16 protein-coding genes are annotated in these 15,688 nt (G+C 45.3%); 10 read left to right on the top strand and 6 right to left on the bottom strand.

Going from position 1 to position 15,688, the window contains the following annotated elements; all coding sequences use genetic code 11:
- Window positions 1-43: 43 nt before the first annotated feature.
- Genes MHH52_RS05485 through MHH52_RS05475 form a run of 3 tightly spaced genes read left to right on the top strand, consistent with a single transcriptional unit; the run spans window position 44 to window position 3,451 of the window.
- On the top strand, window positions 44-910 hold the full coding sequence (locus MHH52_RS05485) for a sugar ABC transporter permease (protein ID WP_313640273.1): 867 nt from the start codon (window positions 44-46) through the stop codon (window positions 908-910).
- Window positions 907-1,725, top strand: coding sequence for a carbohydrate ABC transporter permease (locus tag MHH52_RS05480; protein ID WP_313640250.1), 819 nt, complete (start codon window positions 907-909; stop codon window positions 1,723-1,725). The genes MHH52_RS05485 and MHH52_RS05480 overlap by 4 nt, the downstream gene beginning before the upstream one ends.
- Window positions 1,726-1,762: 37 nt before the next feature.
- On the top strand, window positions 1,763-3,451 hold the full coding sequence (locus tag MHH52_RS05475; protein ID WP_340007141.1) for an alpha-glucosidase: 1,689 nt from the start codon (window positions 1,763-1,765) through the stop codon (window positions 3,449-3,451).
- 109 nt (window positions 3,452-3,560) lie between these two features.
- Here the strand turns inward: MHH52_RS05475 and MHH52_RS05470 are convergent, their stop codons facing one another.
- From MHH52_RS05470 to MHH52_RS05455, 4 genes are all read right to left on the bottom strand, one after another.
- On the bottom strand, window positions 3,561-4,115 hold the full coding sequence (locus MHH52_RS05470) for a GNAT family N-acetyltransferase (RefSeq protein ID WP_340007140.1): 555 nt from the start codon (window positions 4,113-4,115) through the stop codon (window positions 3,561-3,563).
- The gene (locus tag MHH52_RS05465) at window positions 4,073-4,444 is read right to left on the bottom strand and encodes a cupin domain-containing protein (RefSeq protein WP_340007138.1); all 372 of its coding nucleotides are present in this window, start codon (window positions 4,442-4,444) and stop codon (window positions 4,073-4,075) included. Before MHH52_RS05465 ends, MHH52_RS05470 begins: the two co-directional genes overlap by 43 nt.
- A gap of 1 nt (window position 4,445) precedes the next feature.
- The gene (locus MHH52_RS05460; protein WP_340009502.1) at window positions 4,446-4,892 is read right to left on the bottom strand and encodes an NUDIX domain-containing protein; all 447 of its coding nucleotides are present in this window, start codon (window positions 4,890-4,892) and stop codon (window positions 4,446-4,448) included.
- Window positions 4,893-5,015: 123 nt separating this feature from the next.
- Window positions 5,016-6,491, bottom strand: a complete 1,476-nt coding sequence (locus MHH52_RS05455) for an amidase family protein (protein WP_340007136.1) — start codon at window positions 6,489-6,491, stop codon at window positions 5,016-5,018.
- A 269-nt stretch (window positions 6,492-6,760) separates the two neighbouring features.
- On the opposite strand from MHH52_RS05455, the gene MHH52_RS05450 reads away from it, so the two are divergent.
- From MHH52_RS05450 to MHH52_RS05420, 7 genes are all read left to right on the top strand, one after another.
- The gene (locus MHH52_RS05450; RefSeq protein WP_340007134.1) at window positions 6,761-7,606 is read left to right on the top strand and encodes an STM4015 family protein; all 846 of its coding nucleotides are present in this window, start codon (window positions 6,761-6,763) and stop codon (window positions 7,604-7,606) included.
- Window positions 7,566-8,903, top strand: coding sequence for an STM4014 family protein (locus MHH52_RS05445; protein ID WP_340007132.1), 1,338 nt, complete (start codon window positions 7,566-7,568; stop codon window positions 8,901-8,903). The genes MHH52_RS05450 and MHH52_RS05445 overlap by 41 nt, the downstream gene beginning before the upstream one ends.
- Complete coding sequence (locus tag MHH52_RS05440; protein ID WP_340007130.1) at window positions 8,903-9,685, top strand: STM4013/SEN3800 family hydrolase; 783 nt, start codon at window positions 8,903-8,905, stop codon at window positions 9,683-9,685. The genes MHH52_RS05445 and MHH52_RS05440 overlap by 1 nt, the downstream gene beginning before the upstream one ends.
- Before the next feature lie 42 nt (window positions 9,686-9,727).
- Window positions 9,728-11,077, top strand: a complete 1,350-nt coding sequence (locus MHH52_RS05435; protein ID WP_340007129.1) for an STM4012 family radical SAM protein — start codon at window positions 9,728-9,730, stop codon at window positions 11,075-11,077.
- Window positions 11,074-11,940 carry an STM4011 family radical SAM protein gene (locus MHH52_RS05430; RefSeq protein ID WP_340007127.1) on the top strand — a complete coding sequence of 289 codons (867 nt, stop codon included), beginning with the start codon at window positions 11,074-11,076 and terminating at the stop codon, window positions 11,938-11,940. Before MHH52_RS05435 ends, MHH52_RS05430 begins: the two co-directional genes overlap by 4 nt.
- A gap of 157 nt (window positions 11,941-12,097) precedes the next feature.
- Window positions 12,098-12,826 (top strand): glycerophosphodiester phosphodiesterase, encoded by a 729-nt coding sequence (locus MHH52_RS05425; RefSeq protein ID WP_313642006.1) that lies wholly within the window; start codon window positions 12,098-12,100, stop codon window positions 12,824-12,826.
- Between the two features lie 17 nt (window positions 12,827-12,843).
- Window positions 12,844-14,061 carry an SLC45 family MFS transporter gene (locus MHH52_RS05420; protein ID WP_340007124.1) on the top strand — a complete coding sequence of 406 codons (1,218 nt, stop codon included), beginning with the start codon at window positions 12,844-12,846 and terminating at the stop codon, window positions 14,059-14,061.
- Window positions 14,062-14,160: 99 nt separating this feature from the next.
- Here MHH52_RS05420 and MHH52_RS05415 read toward each other — a convergent pair whose 3' ends face one another.
- Both MHH52_RS05415 and MHH52_RS05410 read right to left on the bottom strand, forming a co-directional pair.
- Window positions 14,161-14,964 carry a GGDEF domain-containing protein gene (locus tag MHH52_RS05415; protein WP_340007123.1) on the bottom strand — a complete coding sequence of 268 codons (804 nt, stop codon included), beginning with the start codon at window positions 14,962-14,964 and terminating at the stop codon, window positions 14,161-14,163.
- A 91-nt stretch (window positions 14,965-15,055) separates the two neighbouring features.
- Window positions 15,056-15,634, bottom strand: a complete 579-nt coding sequence (locus tag MHH52_RS05410) for a histidine phosphatase family protein (RefSeq protein ID WP_340007121.1) — start codon at window positions 15,632-15,634, stop codon at window positions 15,056-15,058.
- Window positions 15,635-15,688: the final 54 nt, after the last annotated feature.

The raw sequence follows: 15,688 nt of genomic DNA, 5'->3' as shown, positions 1-15,688 counted from the left end.
TTCCCCTCTTCTCTTTCGCTTTTACAACGAGGAGGATTATATGATGGCCAAACGCCGAGTCGCCTTTTATCTGATGACAATACCGGCATTGCTTCTTTTCTTTGCCTTTCACACCTTTCCTGCAATACAAGGTATTTATTATTCGTTCACAAACTGGGACGGCTTTAGTGACAGCTTTGATTACGTAGGATTTAAGAACTTCGTTAACATTTTTCAAGACGAAAATGTGTTGAATTCATATTTGTTCACTTTTAAATATGCCATCATAACAACTATTCTCATCAACGTCATCAGCTTGTTGATTGCACTAGGACTAAATGCCAAAATTAAAGCCAAAAACTTTTTCCGCGGTGTATATTTCTTGCCTAATATCCTCAGCGTTCTAATTGTCGGCTTTATTTTCAACTACTTGTTCGCAAATGTATTCCCTATCTGGGGTGCGAAGCTCGGCAGCGAATTCCTTTCGCAGAACATTCTCGGTAACTCCGACTGGGCCTGGATCGGTATCGTTATTGTAGCCGTTTGGCAGGGAATTGCTTATAACACGATTCTCTATCTGGCGGGTCTACAAACCATTCCTCATGATCTTTACGAGGCTTCCAATCTGGACGGCGCTAGCCGCTGGAGAGAATTCTGGAGCATTACGTTTCCAATGCTTGCTTCCTTCTTCACGATCAACATGGTGCTCGCGATGAAGGGTGGTCTGATGGTATTCGACCAAATCGTCGCCTTGACAGGCGGTGGTCCTGGACGTTCAACTCAATCCATTGCCCACTTAATCTACACAGGCGGCTTCCAAGGCGGAGAATTTGCCTACCAATCGGCGAACGCCGTGATTTATTTTATCGTGATCGTCGTTATCTCCGCCCTTCAGCTTAAATTTCTGCAGAAACGGGAGATGGACTTATGATCAAAAAATCAACTAACTGGCCTGTAACGATTCTTATCGCCCTAGGCTCACTACTGATCCTGTTTCCGCTTTACATGACCATTGCCATCGCACTCAAGAATCCCGAGGAAATGGCTCAATCTATCTTTTCACTGCCGACTGGCTTGCATTTTGAGAACTTCAGCAATGCGATTAAGGCAACGAATTTCTTCAATGCATTAGGAAATAGTACCGTGATTACTATTACAACAGTCGTGTTCATATTGCTTACCAACTCCATGGTAGCCTATGCTATTGCACGTAATATGAAGCGAAGATTTTTCAAAGTGCTCTACTTCTATTTTATCAGCGCCATGTTTATCCCTTTCCAGATTATCATGCTGCCTGTGGTCAAAGTGACTACGGACCTGCACATGAACAACATTGTAGGGATTATTATTCTATACGTCGTTTATGGTCTGGCCTTTAACGTGTTTGTATACACCGGTTATATCCGCTCCATTCCGTATGAACTGGAAGAAGCGGCTACAGTAGACGGTGCATCAACATTCGGTACATTTTGGAAGATTATTTTCCCACTCCTTGCTCCCGTTAGTGCAACGATCGGTATCCTGTCTTGTCTATCCACTTGGAATGACTTTATGCTACCGCTTATTCTGCTCGGCGAGGACTCCTACACACTTCCGCTTGTACAATATGTCTTCCAGGGGCAGTTCAGCACAGATTTCAACTTAGCTTTTGCTTCATATCTGCTCGCATTAACCCCGATGCTCATCGTCTATTTGTTCGCGCAAAAATGGATTATCAGCGGACTAACATCAGGGTCCATTAAATAAAATAGCTAGATCTATATAGAGATAGGAGATTACAACCGTGGATAAGAAATGGTGGAAAGAAAGCGTAGTGTATCAAATTTACCCCCGCAGCTTCAAAGACAGTAACGGGGATGGCATCGGTGATCTGCAAGGGATTATCTCAAAACTCGATTATTTAAATCATCTTGGCGTCGACGTAGTCTGGCTATGTCCGGTGTACGAGTCGCCTAATGATGATAACGGCTATGATATCAGTAATTATCAAACGATTATGGATGATTTCGGAACGCTCTCCGATTGGGAGAAACTGTTAGCTGGACTTCACAGCCGCGGCATGAAGCTAATTATGGATCTCGTGGTCAACCATTCCTCAGATGAGCATGCCTGGTTCGTGGAATCCCGCAAATCGCAGGATAATCCTTATCGTGATTATTATATCTGGCGTCCTGGTAAGGACGGACAGCCGCCTAACGACTGGGGCTCCTTCTTCAATGGATCGGCTTGGGAATTCGATGAGAAGTCGGAAGAATATTACCTCCATCTCTTCTCCAGAAAACAACCGGACCTGAATTGGGACAATCCCAAGCTGCGCCAGGAAATCTACGATATGATGACCTGGTGGCTGGATAAAGGAATTGACGGATTTCGCATGGACGTAATCAACCTGATCTCCAAAGTACCGGAATTACCTAGCGTTTCTGGGGAAAAAAACGGGGAACAGCCTTCCTACCACTTCGGAGGAGATTATTTCGTTAACGGTCCACGCGTACATGAATATATGCAGGAAATGAACCGTGAGGTACTGTCCAAGTACGATATCATGACAGTGGGTGAAGCCGTTAATGTCTCTCCCGAAGAGGCTTCAATGTACGTTTCCGAGGATCGGAACGAGCTGAACATGGTATTCCATTTCGAGCTCATGGACGTCGATTCCGGACCCGGAGGCAAATGGAATGTACAGCCTTGGAAGCTGGCGGACATTAAGTCGATCATTTCCAAGTGGCAAGTCGCACTGGACGGTAAAGGTTGGAACAGCTTGTATATGAACAACCACGATCAGCCGCGTATGCTATCCCGCTTTGGGGATGATAAGCGTTATCCGAAAGAGTCTGCCAAAATGCTGGCAACGCTGCTTCACACACTCCAAGGTACACCTTACATCTATCAAGGCGAAGAAATCGGCATGACGAATGTAAAGTTTAATTCTATCGACGAGTACAAAGATATTGAAATCCTAAATATGTATAAAGAATACTTGGCTGCCGGACATTCGGAAGATAAAATCATGAATTCCATTTACATTAAAGGTCGGGACAATGCCCGTACGCCGATGCAATGGAACTCGGAAGCACAAGCAGGCTTCACCACAGGCACTCCATGGCTGACTGTGAATCCTAACTACAAGGAAATTAATGTGGAGCAGGCGCTGGCCGATCCAGATTCCATTTTCCACTATTATAAGAAGCTAATTGAGCTGCGTAAGCAGCATGAGATTATCGTATACGGAAATTATACAATCTTGGCCGAGGAGAACGAGAAAGTATATGCTTATCAGCGTTCTCTCGGAGAAGAGCAGCTGTTAGTTGTACTGAATTTCTTCGGTGATTCTACGGTATTCGAGCTTCCTTCCACTGTGAAATTCCAAGAGAAGGAACTGCTCATTGCCAACTACGAGGTAAACCCAGAAGAAGAACTAAACACGATTCATCTTCGTCCATACGAAGCTCGTGTTTATAAGCTTAGCTAATCGAGCCTACTGTATCTGTTTAGCAATGGTCAATAGTAGACAAGCAGAAAGGAGCCAATCGGCTCCTTTCTGCTTGTCTATTTGCTTGTAAGAACTTTAAAAATTCACTTTATGTAGTTTTGCCTTCAGTGTTTATAATTCCATAATGAATAAGATCATCATATTTATTTTCTTTATAGATATGCTGTAATAAAATGCCTTCTTTCACCATTCCACATTTTTGCATCACCCGCCCAGAGCCGGGATTTGAAGCAAAGTATCTCGCATATACTTTATGATAATGCTTTTCTGAAAATGCAAACGCAATGATAGCTTTTGTTGCTTCAGTCGCGTATCCTTTACCCCAATTTTCCTCACCGATCCAATATCCAACTTCACCATTTCTGTGTGTTTGATTATTTGTCAGTTCTATAGCTCCATAGAGCTCGTTTGTACTTTTATCAGTAATCGCAAACTCATAATACATATTATTGATAAAATTCTCTTCATGAGCTTCAATCCAGGATATTGCACAATCAATAGAATATGGATAAGGAAGAGTCAACGTACTTTTGTAGATATTATAATTATTACAGAGCTCAGAGACACGCTTTGCATCAGCTAATTCAAAGGGTCTCAAAATCAATCTTTCGGTCGTAATTGTTCTTTCCTCTTGATTAAACATTGTTTTACCTCCGCTTCGATTACTATCGCTGTTAGTCCTGTCTCTGTGCGTGTCTCATGCCACTCGCCCTTGTCCCAATACACGGCAGAACCAGCGCTAACTGGAATTCCCGCTTCTTCCCCTGCTCTGACCCAACCTTCTCCGCTAACGACCAGAAACAGCTGTGGAACCGGAGCCTGATGCCAGCCAACAAGTCCATTCACACCCAGGTGCATACAACCTACGTGAGGAGAATCTGCCTTTGACAGTATTCTCGACATATAAAGCTGCTGGCTGCCGAACGCATCAATAGATTTACCGGCTTCTTTGGCAAAGCTATATACTCGCATCTTACACCGTTCCTCCTACGGATACTGGATTCACCTGTACCTGTCCCGCATTCAATTTCTCAATAATCGCCAATAAGAAGGTTTCGGCTAGACTATTCTTTTTAATGGCTCTGACGGCCTCTTCCAAAGTAAACCATTCTGCATGATCAACCTCAGCACTCACCTGACTTAAGTCCTCCGAATCTGCAACGCCTATAAAATTCAGCATTAGCGTATTAGAAGGTGCGAAATACAAGCTGCGCATATATTCATAGGCTACAATATCAAGACCTACCTCTTCTTTTACCTCACGAATAAGAGTTGTTTCCGCATCTTCACCTTTATTCACGTACCCTGCAAGCAATATATAATCTGGTCGGTTATACTGCTGGATCAATAAAATCTTATTCATATCCCTATTTAATACTGCTGTACTGATTGCTGTGCTGAAAATAGGAAATCTGAACATTTCGCATGCATTACAATAAGGTACCTGCCCTTCCCCATCGCTTTCTTTCATTACTAACGCTGTTCCACATTCTAGGCAATATTTCAAGCTGATCGCTTCCTTCTATAATAAAGTAGTCAAAACCTATTCCAGTTGCAGTGGAATACGATGGTGTGTGGCTTGTTCAAACCCGTATGCTAAAGATATGAGCGTAGGCTCACTATAAGCTTTGCCGGAAAAAACAACACCAAAGGGACCCCTGGTAGGATCACCGTCAGCATCAATAATGCCCTGTGCTACATACCCTGCCGGAACGGTAATTAACGGATACCCCAAGCGTGCCGCAATATACATACCATCTACATCACCAGGCAGTAATAATGCATCCAAGCTATATTGTTCCAACACGTAATCTATTCCTTGCTCGAGCGCTAATGCCCTGTATTCTTGTTTCTTTTGCTGATAGTCTTCTTCAGTCAATGTTACTTCTTCTGACCTAGTTAATGTGTCTTGCCCATATTGTAATGCGATTTCAGCATGGCTTTCATTATACGCTATCAGTTCTTGCAAAGAGTGAATCGGAACGGAATCATCTACTTGGGATAAATACGCATTGAGCCCCTTTTTAAATTCATAACAGATCACATTATTATTCCAGTTTTGTTCTTCAACGTAAAGCGTAACTGGATCTATAATCGTAGCCCCTTCGTTCTTCAAAGTCTGGATAGCTGCTTCCATAATTGAAAGTCGCTCTGCATCTAAATGGTTATAATAATGCCGTGGGATACCTATTCTTGCTTGTCGTATAAAGTTTTTATCTAAAAATGGAGTATAGTCCGTAAAAGCATGCTTCTCGCTCGAAAATGTTGCTTCATCCTTGTCATCCACTCCCGTTAATGCCCCCAAAATAATCGCCGCATCCGTAACCGTTTTAGCTATAGGTCCAGGGGTGTCTTGGCTAACCGAAATAGGAATCACTCCAGTACGACTGACCAATCCAACCGTTGGTTTGATCCCAACGAGAGCATGCTGACTGGCTGGGCCGACGATTGATCCCGCTGTTTCGGTTCCGATCGATGCCGCTGCCAAATTCGCCGCAATAGCTGCCGCTGGCCCAGAACTTGAACCACTGACAAATACATTCCCTGGTCCATATGGATTAAGTACTAGACCACCTCGTGAGCTATACCCCGCCGGCATTGAACTAGACATAAAGTTAGACCACTCCGACATATTCGCCTTTCCAAGCAAAACAGCTCCTGCCGACCGAAGCTTCGCAGCTACGAATGAATCTTTTGCCGCAAATGATCCTGCTAAAGCTACTGAACCAGCACTCGTATGCATCTTATCCGCGGTATCTATATTATCCTTCAACAATATAGGAATGCCGTGTAGACTTCCCCGACTTCCTTTTTCCTTACGTTCATTATCCAGTGCTCTCGCGATTTCTATAGCCTCTGGATTGATTTCTAAGATTGAATTTATGTCTATATCGTACTTATGAATCCGTTCCAAATATGCTGCTACCACATCTTCTGAGCTGACTACTCCTGCTTCCATAGCCGCTTGCAGCTTTGCGATATCCGCTTCTATAATCCATTCCTGAAGTTTGATCTTCACCAGAGCAACTCCTTCAAGTATAATCGCCTTCGGCGTCCTTATAAGGACGGTAAGCGTTTAGCGAGAAATATAAGGATAAAGTATAGTGTGAAACGTATACTTTTTTATATTTCAAAATAATGTAATTCCCCCTAGCATAAACCTACCATAAATGATTAGCACAATAACATGACGAATTTGACTATAATTTTTTTAAACTGTTATTTGACTCCCTCCGCTACAGATGATAGGGTATTTTCGAAGTTAAATTTTTCCTGGAGGGAATGCCCATGACGGAAGTAAAGCTTAGCATTGGATACGACGAATTCGAAGAAGGCCAAAGAATTGGCACGGAAATTGAGAAGCTTAGCAATAGCCCTGAAAGTTCTTCGCTGACCAGCCTAATTATTGGTGATTGGGGGCAAGCCTACGAAAATAGTTCAGAAGAGGTTGTAGAGGCACTGGTTACGCATAGCGCTAGCTTCCCTGCTTTGCGCAAGCTTTTTATAGGCGAGATGGACTCTGAGGAATGCGAGATTTCTTGGATTACTCAAAGCGATCTATCACCGCTGCTCCCCGCTTTTCCAGAGCTACAATCACTCACTATTCAAGGCGGGAATGAACTGAGCCTCGCAGAACTAAAGCACGATAAGCTGGAAGAACTGATTATTATTAGTGGAGGCTTAAGTAAAACCGTACTTGAAAATATTGCAGCCAGCCAATTGCCGAATTTGCGCAAGCTGGAGCTCTATCTAGGTGTAGATGATTACGGTTTTGACGGAGGCCTCGCAGATCTTCTCCCTCTTATTGAAGTAGGAAAGTTCCCTAAACTTACTTATCTTGGTTTAAAAAATAGCCAAATCCAAGATGAGATCGCAGGTGCATTAGCAAATGCTCCTATTCTGGATCAACTGGATACGCTCGATCTGTCGCTTGGTATCCTAAGCGACGAGGGTGCAGAATTGCTTCTAGCCAGCGACAGAATCAAAGGATTAAAAGCATTAAACCTAAGCCATCATTATATGTCTGACGAGATGATTAACCGTTGGAAGCAGAGTGGATTGCCTGTTGATGTTAGCGACAAGCAGGAAAGCGATGATGAGGAAGACTGGCGTTATCCTTCCATCACAGAGTGAGCCTCTCATGAGACCGATGATTGTTATCGGTATTCCCGGTGATAAACGGACCAGCGGCATCCAGCAAGCGCGTTCCGATCTCGGAATGCCCCCTGCCATTATTTTATCGTACGCTGAGTTTCTGCAAGGTAGATCGTTAGGTGATCTTATGGAAGAGCAGAAGAAGCAGTTATCCAGTCAGTCCTCCGTTTATAACGGAATAGATCTCAGTGCAGCTCCCCCGCTACTGAGACTAGAATCACCTGGCAGCAGCTTCGAGGTAGAACGAGCCTTAATCGCTCTAGGCGCACCAGATTCGGATGATATTGACGATTCGCTTCATCCCTACGCCGAGAGACCTGATCCGCGGCCACTTCGCGTGAAGGTAGCCCGTCAATTGAATGATATGCAAGGTGTCTTGCATCATCCATCCCAATGGTTCCGCGGTTACTGCCGGATGCTGGCTAGACTACAGCGCGAAGCCAAAGCCGCTTGTCCAGGTTCGCTATGGTTAAATGACCCTGCTGACATAGTAGCCATGACCGATAAACGCCAGACACAAAAGATCCTGAGCGAAGCGGGCCTTCCAATCCCTCGCCCAGTAGGCGAGGATCAGCAACCTACGGATTATGCCTCTCTCCGTGAGATGATGTTATCCCGGCGAATGCACCGGGTATTCATTAAGCTGGCCTTCGGCTCTGCGGCTTCTGGGGTGATCGCCTATCAGATTCATCCCGTGACGGGTGCCGAGATTGCCTTAACTACAGTGGGGGTCGAGAATTATATCACTCGACCACCCATTTACTATAATTCCGGTAAACTACGACGGTATACGGATACCGCCACCATCTCCGGAATTTTTAACTGGATTTATCGGCATGGTGCTTATGCCGAGCAATGGATCCCTAAAGCAGGACTTAAAGGAAAAGCCTTTGATATTCGCCAGCTAGTGGTTCTCCGCGAAGCCTGTCACGCTATTGCACGTGTCAGTCCTACTCCGATTACAAATCTGCATTTACGCAACCAGCGGATGTCTCTTTCGGAAGCCGGCCTGTCTGAACCCATTCAGGAGCAGGTGCGAAATACCGCGGTGCAAGCACTGGCGGCTTTCCCCCATTCCGGGGTAGCAGGAATAGATGTACTGGTATCCGGGGGGTCGCAGCAATGTTTTGTCGCTGATGTAAATCCATTTGGCGATCTACTATACGATGTGAAATACCGTGGATGTAGCACCTACGAATGGGAAATGAAGGTGTTGTCGGCTAGAGATTATATCACGCATCCCTCAACACCGCTTATAAAGGAAGGATCATCTTAATGGATATGAACACCATCGTCGGCACCCATGACATTCTAATGATCACACTCGATACCCTTCGGTACGATGCCGCAACTATGGAGGAAGTCAACTGCCCGAACTTGTGCGGAACCGGACCTTGGGAGAAAAGACATACCCCGGGCAGCTTCACCTATGCTGCCCATCATGCCTTCTTCGGCGGCTTCTTGCCTACTCCAGCAACAACGGATAAGACGGAGCATATCCGCATGTTCCATTCCCGGAACACTGGAATGAAGACGCATCCCCACACCTGGCTGTTCGATACACCGGACATTGTGTCTGGGCTTGCTGCCGAGGGTTACCGTACGGTTTGTATTGGGGGCGTTATATTTTTCACCAAAAAAAATCCACTCGCGCGTGTGTTACCAAGCTATTTCCAGCAAAGCTACTGGCGGATGACGTTCGGCGTCACCAATCCGCGTTCCACAGAGCATCAGGTGAATCATGCCTTGAAGCTGCTGACGGATACTCCGCGCGAGCAAAGACTGTTCATGTTCCTTAATGTCTCTGCCATCCACGGGCCGAATCATTATTTTGTGCCGGGTGCTAAAAAAGACTCCGTAGACAGCCAGCGCGCCGCACTCCGTTATGTGGATGGTGAACTGGGCCGGTTATTCGATGCGTTCCGAGAACGCGGTAATCCTGTCTTCTGCCTAGCTTTTTCGGATCATGGAACCGCTTATGGCGAAGATGGATATCAGGGGCATCGCCTTGCCCACGAGACCGTATGGAACGTCCCTTATCGGGAATTTATTCTATAATTTATACTTTATTATATTTCAAGGAAAGGATGGAGAACTGTTATGACGTTATCGTCCTTCTCTTTAGAAGAGCTTCACAAATGGAAAGACAACATTACTGCTCACCCTTACAGATCTTATCTATATTCCTATCCACACAAAACGGCTTACAGGGATCTACAGCCTCCGATTCCACTAGAATCCTTATGGCGGGATGAGCCTGCAGAATCCTTTTTTCTGTATATGCATATCCCGTTTTGCGGCGCTCGCTGTGGATTTTGCAACCTGTTCACCTTACCTGATAAACGCGCGAATGTTCACGCTACTTACGTAGACGCGCTAGAACGTCAAGCCAAGCAGTGGGCCGAGTTCACTAGACATAAACCTTATGCCCGCTTCGCGATTGGTGGTGGAACTCCTACACTGTTGGCGGCAGATCAGCTTCGTCGCTTGTTCCGCATTGCCGTTGATACGATGGGACTGGATACGAGCTCGGCCTCCATCTCAGTGGAAACTTCACCAGAGACCCTCAACGAAGAGAAGCTGAATATTCTAAAAGAAAATACGGTGGATCGGGTCAGTATGGGCATCCAAAGTTTTGTCGCTGCTGAATCAGCGGCCATCTATCGCCCTCAGAATCCGGATGAGGTATATCGGGCACTGGAGCTACTGGGCAAATATGATTTTCCCATTCTAAATTTGGATCTGATCTATGGTCTTCCGGGGCAGACCGTCGACTCTTGGCTGTATTCGCTAAATCAGGCGCTTAGCTATGATCCGGAGGAGATTTTTATTTATCCGCTCTACACCCGTGAGCATACCATCGTGAAGCCAGGTGATATCCAGCGTCAGGAGGATATTCGCCTAGACTGCTATAAAGCCGCTGGGCAACTGCTTAAAGCCAGAGGTTATCGTCAATATTCCATGCGTCGTTTCGCCAAAGAAACCGCAGGAACGGATAAACGCATTCTTGACTACAGCTGTCAGGAAGAAGGAATGGTCGGGCTGGGATGCGGGGCTAGATCCTATACTCGCAACGTACATTACGCTTCCCGTTATGGAGTGAGTCGTAAAGCAACGGAGAGTATTATTGCCAATTATGTGGCAACGGATCGTTACGATACAGCAGATTACGGAATTGCGCTAAGTCTGGAAGAACAGAAGCGCCGCTTTATTCTAAAGGCGATTCTACATAGTGAAGGTCTGAGGATTGAAGATTACTACCTGCGATTCAGAAATTCGCTCTGGACCGATTATCCTGAGCTGGCCAACCTGCTTCATACCGGCCTTGGACAGGAAGAAGATGGCATACTTAGCCTCACTACCGAAGGGCTGGGCTATTCTGATTCCATTGGGGATTGGTTTATTTCAGGGGAGATTCGGGAGCAAATGGAAAGGTTCGTATTGCCATGAATGCGGTTCTCTATTACCGCGGCTCTCTCACCTCCTGCAATTACGACTGTCCCTACTGTCCTTTCGGCAAAACAAGAGACAGCGCAGCCACTCTCGCGAAGGATCGGAAAGGGCTGGAGAGCTTTGTAGAGTGGGCCTCTTTGCAAGGTGCGGCAGGCCATCGCCTGTCTATCTTTTTCAACCCTTATGGAGAAGGTCTGATTCATCGTTGGTATAAAGAAGCTATGATCTCGCTCTCCAATATGGAACATGTGGATAAGGTGGCGATTCAGACTAACCTTTCAGCAAATCTTGATTTCATCTCCAAACTGAATCGAAGTAAAGCTGCCTTTTGGGCTACTTACCACCCCGGACAGGTGAGCGAGGATAAGTTTCTAACGCAATGCATGACTTTGTACGATAACGTTGTTCCTTTCAGTGTAGGAAGCGTTGGGATACGCAGCGCCTTTCCAGCTATAGCCTCGCTTCGCGCAGCATTACCGGAGAGTGTATATCTATGGGTCAATGCTTATAAAGATAAACCAGATTACTATATAGCCGAGGATCTTTCCATTCTGAGCAAGATTGATCCGCATTTTGCTGTGAATGCTATGGATTACGAAAGCCTTGGTCAAACCTGTAATGCTGGAAATGAAGTCTTTTATGTACAAGGCGCTGGACTGGTGAAACGCTGCTATAAGGACAGAGGTGTTATTGGCAATCTCTACCGCGATGGCTTGGAAGGTCTATCCGCTATAAGAAGCTGCCGAATGAAGGTGTGCGACTGTTATATCGGTTATATTCATATGCCAGAGCTGAAGCTGCAAGATATCTACGGATCAGGATTACTGGAACGAATCCCTTATAGAGCTATGAACCATTGAACCGAAAATTGCTGTAAGGTCAACTGTACGTTAAATTTCAAGAAATAGAGCCCTGTCAGTATTTCTAAACAGGGTTTCTTTACTCTGTGTGGAATATGACAAGTAGTCCTCATCTACAGGGCGATAGCAAACACAAAATTGGAGGGATTGATATCTTATGAGAAACATCATTAATTTTGCGCATCGCGGCGCATCGGCAGTGTGTCCGGAGAATACTATGGCAGCATTCCGCAAAGGTCTTGAGTTAGGTGCAACCGGAATTGAAACTGATGTACAAATGACCAAGGATGGCGGACTTGTTCTTATTCATGATGAAACCCTAAACCGTACGACAAGCGGAAGTGGCTATGTGAAGGATCATACTCTTGCGGAATTATTGGAAGTGGATGCGGGCTCATGGTTCGGTCCCGAATTCAAAGGCGAAAAACTCCCATTGCTAGAAGATTTATTAAGTCTGCTGCAAGGACGAGATACGATACTGAATATCGAGTTTAAAAATGGTACTTTTTTTTACCCGGGTATGGAGGAAAAGGTTATCGCGGCTGTAAGGGAGTTCAAGATGAGCGATCGTGTGATTTTTTCGAGCTTCAACCATTATTCCCTAGCTTACAGTAAAACGATCGCACCTGAGATCAAGACTGGAATTCTATACGGGGAGGGTCTGTATCGTCCTTGGGATTATGCAGCTACGCTTGGCGCGAACGCACTGCATGCTCATCATCAAGCGGTACTTCCTGAATTCGTCGAAGAAGCGGCTAAGCATGGCATCGCCTACCATCCTTGGACCGTTAATGATCCGGAGCGGATGAAGGTTTTGATTGAAGCTGGAGTGTCAGGTATTATTACCGATCATCCAGACGTGCTGGCTGGACTTCTAGCTAAATAATAAGGGAGTGTGAACGTGTGAAAAAAGTCTGGTTGCTCGGATTCGGCTTTTTCAGCATCAGCATTACATGGAGTCTGTATAACGCATTCGTACCCTTTTTTCTAGAAAAATACGTACATAGTGTGGCCCTTATCAGCTTCTTGATGACGATTGATAATTACTTTGCCTTATTCCTGCAGCCTTGGGTCGGCAACCGTAGTGACCGCACTACCTCGCGTTTTGGACGCAGAATGCCTTATCTTATGATCGGTATGCCTTTCGCTGCCGTGCTAACCATGCTGATTCCGTTTCATACCGGACTATTTACACTTCTGTTGTTTATGATGCTGATGAATCTGGCCATGAGCTTATACCGTTCACCAACCGTCGCCCTTATGCCGGATATTACGCCTGAAGAGCAGCGTACGAAGGCAAACGGGCTGATTAATTTCATGGGTGGGTTCGGTTCTATTCTCGCTTTCGGCGTAGGTTCTATCCTGTATAAATCAAACCCAGCGCTACCGTTTATCGTTGCTGGACTAATCACCTTGTTATGTCTGTTTATCGTATCACGCTTCATCAAAGAAAATCGGGATGGCGTAAATGTGCAAATGAAGCTTCCTTCAGAAGCAGATGCTGCCACCAAGCCCTCTCGTATTTCCTTTCGAAGTCAGCTTGACCGTACGACAGTCTTTCTGCTCGCGGCGATTTTCTTCTGGTTCGTAGCTTATCAAGGCGTTGAGACACTGTTTACCTTATATGGCAAACATCACCTCGGTCTCAGTGAACAGGCGGCCTCTTTCTCGCTCACCTTCTTCTCTTTGGCCTTTGTGCTGTTCGCCATTCCGAGCGGCTGGTTGGGCGGAAGATTTGGGAAGAAAAAAATGATCATCATCGGCGTATGCGGACTAATGACCATCTTTGCTCTCGTCGGTTTTGCGAAGGACCTGCTACTCCTGCGAGGTTTACTCTTGCTCGGTGGAATCTTCTGGGCTTGTATTAATATCAATTCCTATCCTTACATTGTAGCTACGGGGACAGAGGAGAGTATAGGCACACGAACTGGGATGTATTATCTGGTCTCTTCTCTTGCCGCCATTAGTTCGCCTCCACTACTGGGACTCATGATTGATATCTTTGATTACTCCATCCTGTTCTATGTGGCAGCGATTAGTATGGCAGTTGCTCTTCTCTGCTTGTTCCTAATGAAAGGCCGCAAGGAAGAGACTAACAGGCTTCATTCGCCAGTCGCATAATTTCATCCCAAATGATATAGGTGATCCAATAAAAACAGCGGCAGTCTAGGACTTATTATCAAGTCCATAGCTGCCGCTTGTATTTTCCATAAAGTCTTTCTAATTCTTATAGACGGAGTAACGCCCCGTACCAAGCTGTTTGGCGGCGTACATTGCTGTATCTGCTTCATTTAACAGCCTAAAATGATCCACCTTACCATGACTTATGCTGATCCCTATACTCATGGATACGAACAAGTTATGCTCGCCAAGCTGGTAACTCTTAGTCGTCTTCTCCAGAATCCGCACAGCAAGCTTCTCCGCTTCCTTCTGGGTGCTACCTTTGGCGACAATCACAAATTCATCCCCGCCCACGCGGAAAATATGACGTTTTCTTTTGCTGGAGAATTGAATTAACTTTTTACCCACCTCTTGCAGTAATAAGTCCCCCACATGATGCCCCAAGCTGTCATTGATCGATTTGAAACGATTCAGATCCAGAAACAAAACGGCAAGCTGCTCATTTACTTTGCATCGATCCCAAAAATGATCCATTCCGTTCTTATTCAGTAGCCCCGTTAAAGCATCCTTATAAGCCAGTTCTTTCAGTTGCTCTCTTTCAGCCAATACTAGGTTCATTCGTGTAAGCAAAAACATTAATAATGCTATCGTAAGACCGTAGACGACCAGTGGTACGACGATCCCACCTTCGGTCTCTTCATTACCTAATAAGGTATTCCTGCCTAGCTGGTGCATGGTCCATAGCCCAACGACGATAATGATAATGGAAAGGCCGGTATGAATCGCTCTTTTTTGAGGAGTCTTAGACGATATATCCCGGTAAAGTCTTAGTACTAAATAACCAGCCGCTGCTGCGATGAGAATGGATAATAATGTTTGTAAGTAAATCTGGACCTCTGCCACCTTAAATTCGCACATCCTTCTGACTACAAAAATGATTAGATTTCTGATCAATTACTATATTAAAATGCTCTGAACATTTTCTGAACACTAGTTACATCTTCAAATGTTGCGCACAATTGTACAGCCCGCAATTCCAAATGTCATCCGATTTAGTAATCTGAGTGATAGACGTATTGCTCAGCAAGAGGGTTACGTTCAGTTCTGGAATAAGCTTTCTAAGAGTACTCCGTAAAATTGCACCATGGCTAACGACCAATATACGACTGCCCGGATGTTTCTCCGCGATATCTTCGATGGCCTGACTGCCTCTGATCTCACTGGCCACTGAACTTTCCAGTCCTAAATCTAACGTCTTCCACTCGTTTCCCCAACGTTCTACACGATCTTGTTCCGTAGTACCTTCAATTAATCCTGCGTTCATCTCACGGATACCCGGTACTAAACCGGCGATCTCCATGCACAGTCTTTTAGCAATAACCTCTGCTGTTTGCCGCGCTCTAAGCAGATCACTTGAATATATGTAGTCCCATTGTTCAGTGCTTAGCCGTTCGGCAAGTAGAGCCGCCTGCTGCAAGCCTTCAGTATCCAATGGATTATCTGTATGTCCTTGCGCTCTGCCTTCCTTATTCCACGCTGTACTTCCATGGCGAATTAAACCTATAGTAGTCATAAAGATCTCCTTTTAGCTGTTGAGTTCTAGTACTATTCATTTAATGGTATCTAT

This window comes from Paenibacillus sp. FSL K6-0276 (assembly GCF_037977235.1).
In the GTDB taxonomy this organism is placed as follows: Bacteria; Bacillota; Bacilli; order Paenibacillales; family Paenibacillaceae; genus Paenibacillus_AQ.
The sequence above is the reverse complement of the archived record's forward strand: the minus strand, read 5'-3'. Positions and strand labels throughout refer to the sequence as shown.

Excerpts from the sequence above, each read along its gene's own strand:
- MHH52_RS05485 (WP_313640273.1), top strand. The coding sequence starts at position 44 with ATGGCCAAACGCCGAGTCGCCTTTTATCTGATGACAATACCGGCATTG.
- MHH52_RS05480 (WP_313640250.1), top strand. The coding sequence starts at position 907 with ATGATCAAAAAATCAACTAACTGGCCTGTAACGATTCTTATCGCCCTA.
- MHH52_RS05470 (WP_340007140.1), bottom strand. The coding sequence starts at position 4,115 with ATGTTTAATCAAGAGGAAAGAACAATTACGACCGAAAGATTGATTTTG.
- MHH52_RS05465 (WP_340007138.1), bottom strand. The coding sequence starts at position 4,444 with ATGCGAGTATATAGCTTTGCCAAAGAAGCCGGTAAATCTATTGATGCG.
- MHH52_RS05460 (WP_340009502.1), bottom strand. The coding sequence starts at position 4,892 with ATGTTCAGATTTCCTATTTTCAGCACAGCAATCAGTACAGCAGTATTA.
- MHH52_RS05450 (WP_340007134.1), top strand. The coding sequence starts at position 6,761 with ATGACGGAAGTAAAGCTTAGCATTGGATACGACGAATTCGAAGAAGGC.
- MHH52_RS05445 (WP_340007132.1), top strand. The coding sequence starts at position 7,566 with ATGATGAGGAAGACTGGCGTTATCCTTCCATCACAGAGTGAGCCTCTC.
- MHH52_RS05440 (WP_340007130.1), top strand. The coding sequence starts at position 8,903 with ATGGATATGAACACCATCGTCGGCACCCATGACATTCTAATGATCACA.
- MHH52_RS05435 (WP_340007129.1), top strand. The coding sequence starts at position 9,728 with ATGACGTTATCGTCCTTCTCTTTAGAAGAGCTTCACAAATGGAAAGAC.
- MHH52_RS05430 (WP_340007127.1), top strand. The coding sequence starts at position 11,074 with ATGAATGCGGTTCTCTATTACCGCGGCTCTCTCACCTCCTGCAATTAC.
- MHH52_RS05425 (WP_313642006.1), top strand. The coding sequence starts at position 12,098 with ATGAGAAACATCATTAATTTTGCGCATCGCGGCGCATCGGCAGTGTGT.
- MHH52_RS05410 (WP_340007121.1), bottom strand. The coding sequence starts at position 15,634 with ATGACTACTATAGGTTTAATTCGCCATGGAAGTACAGCGTGGAATAAG.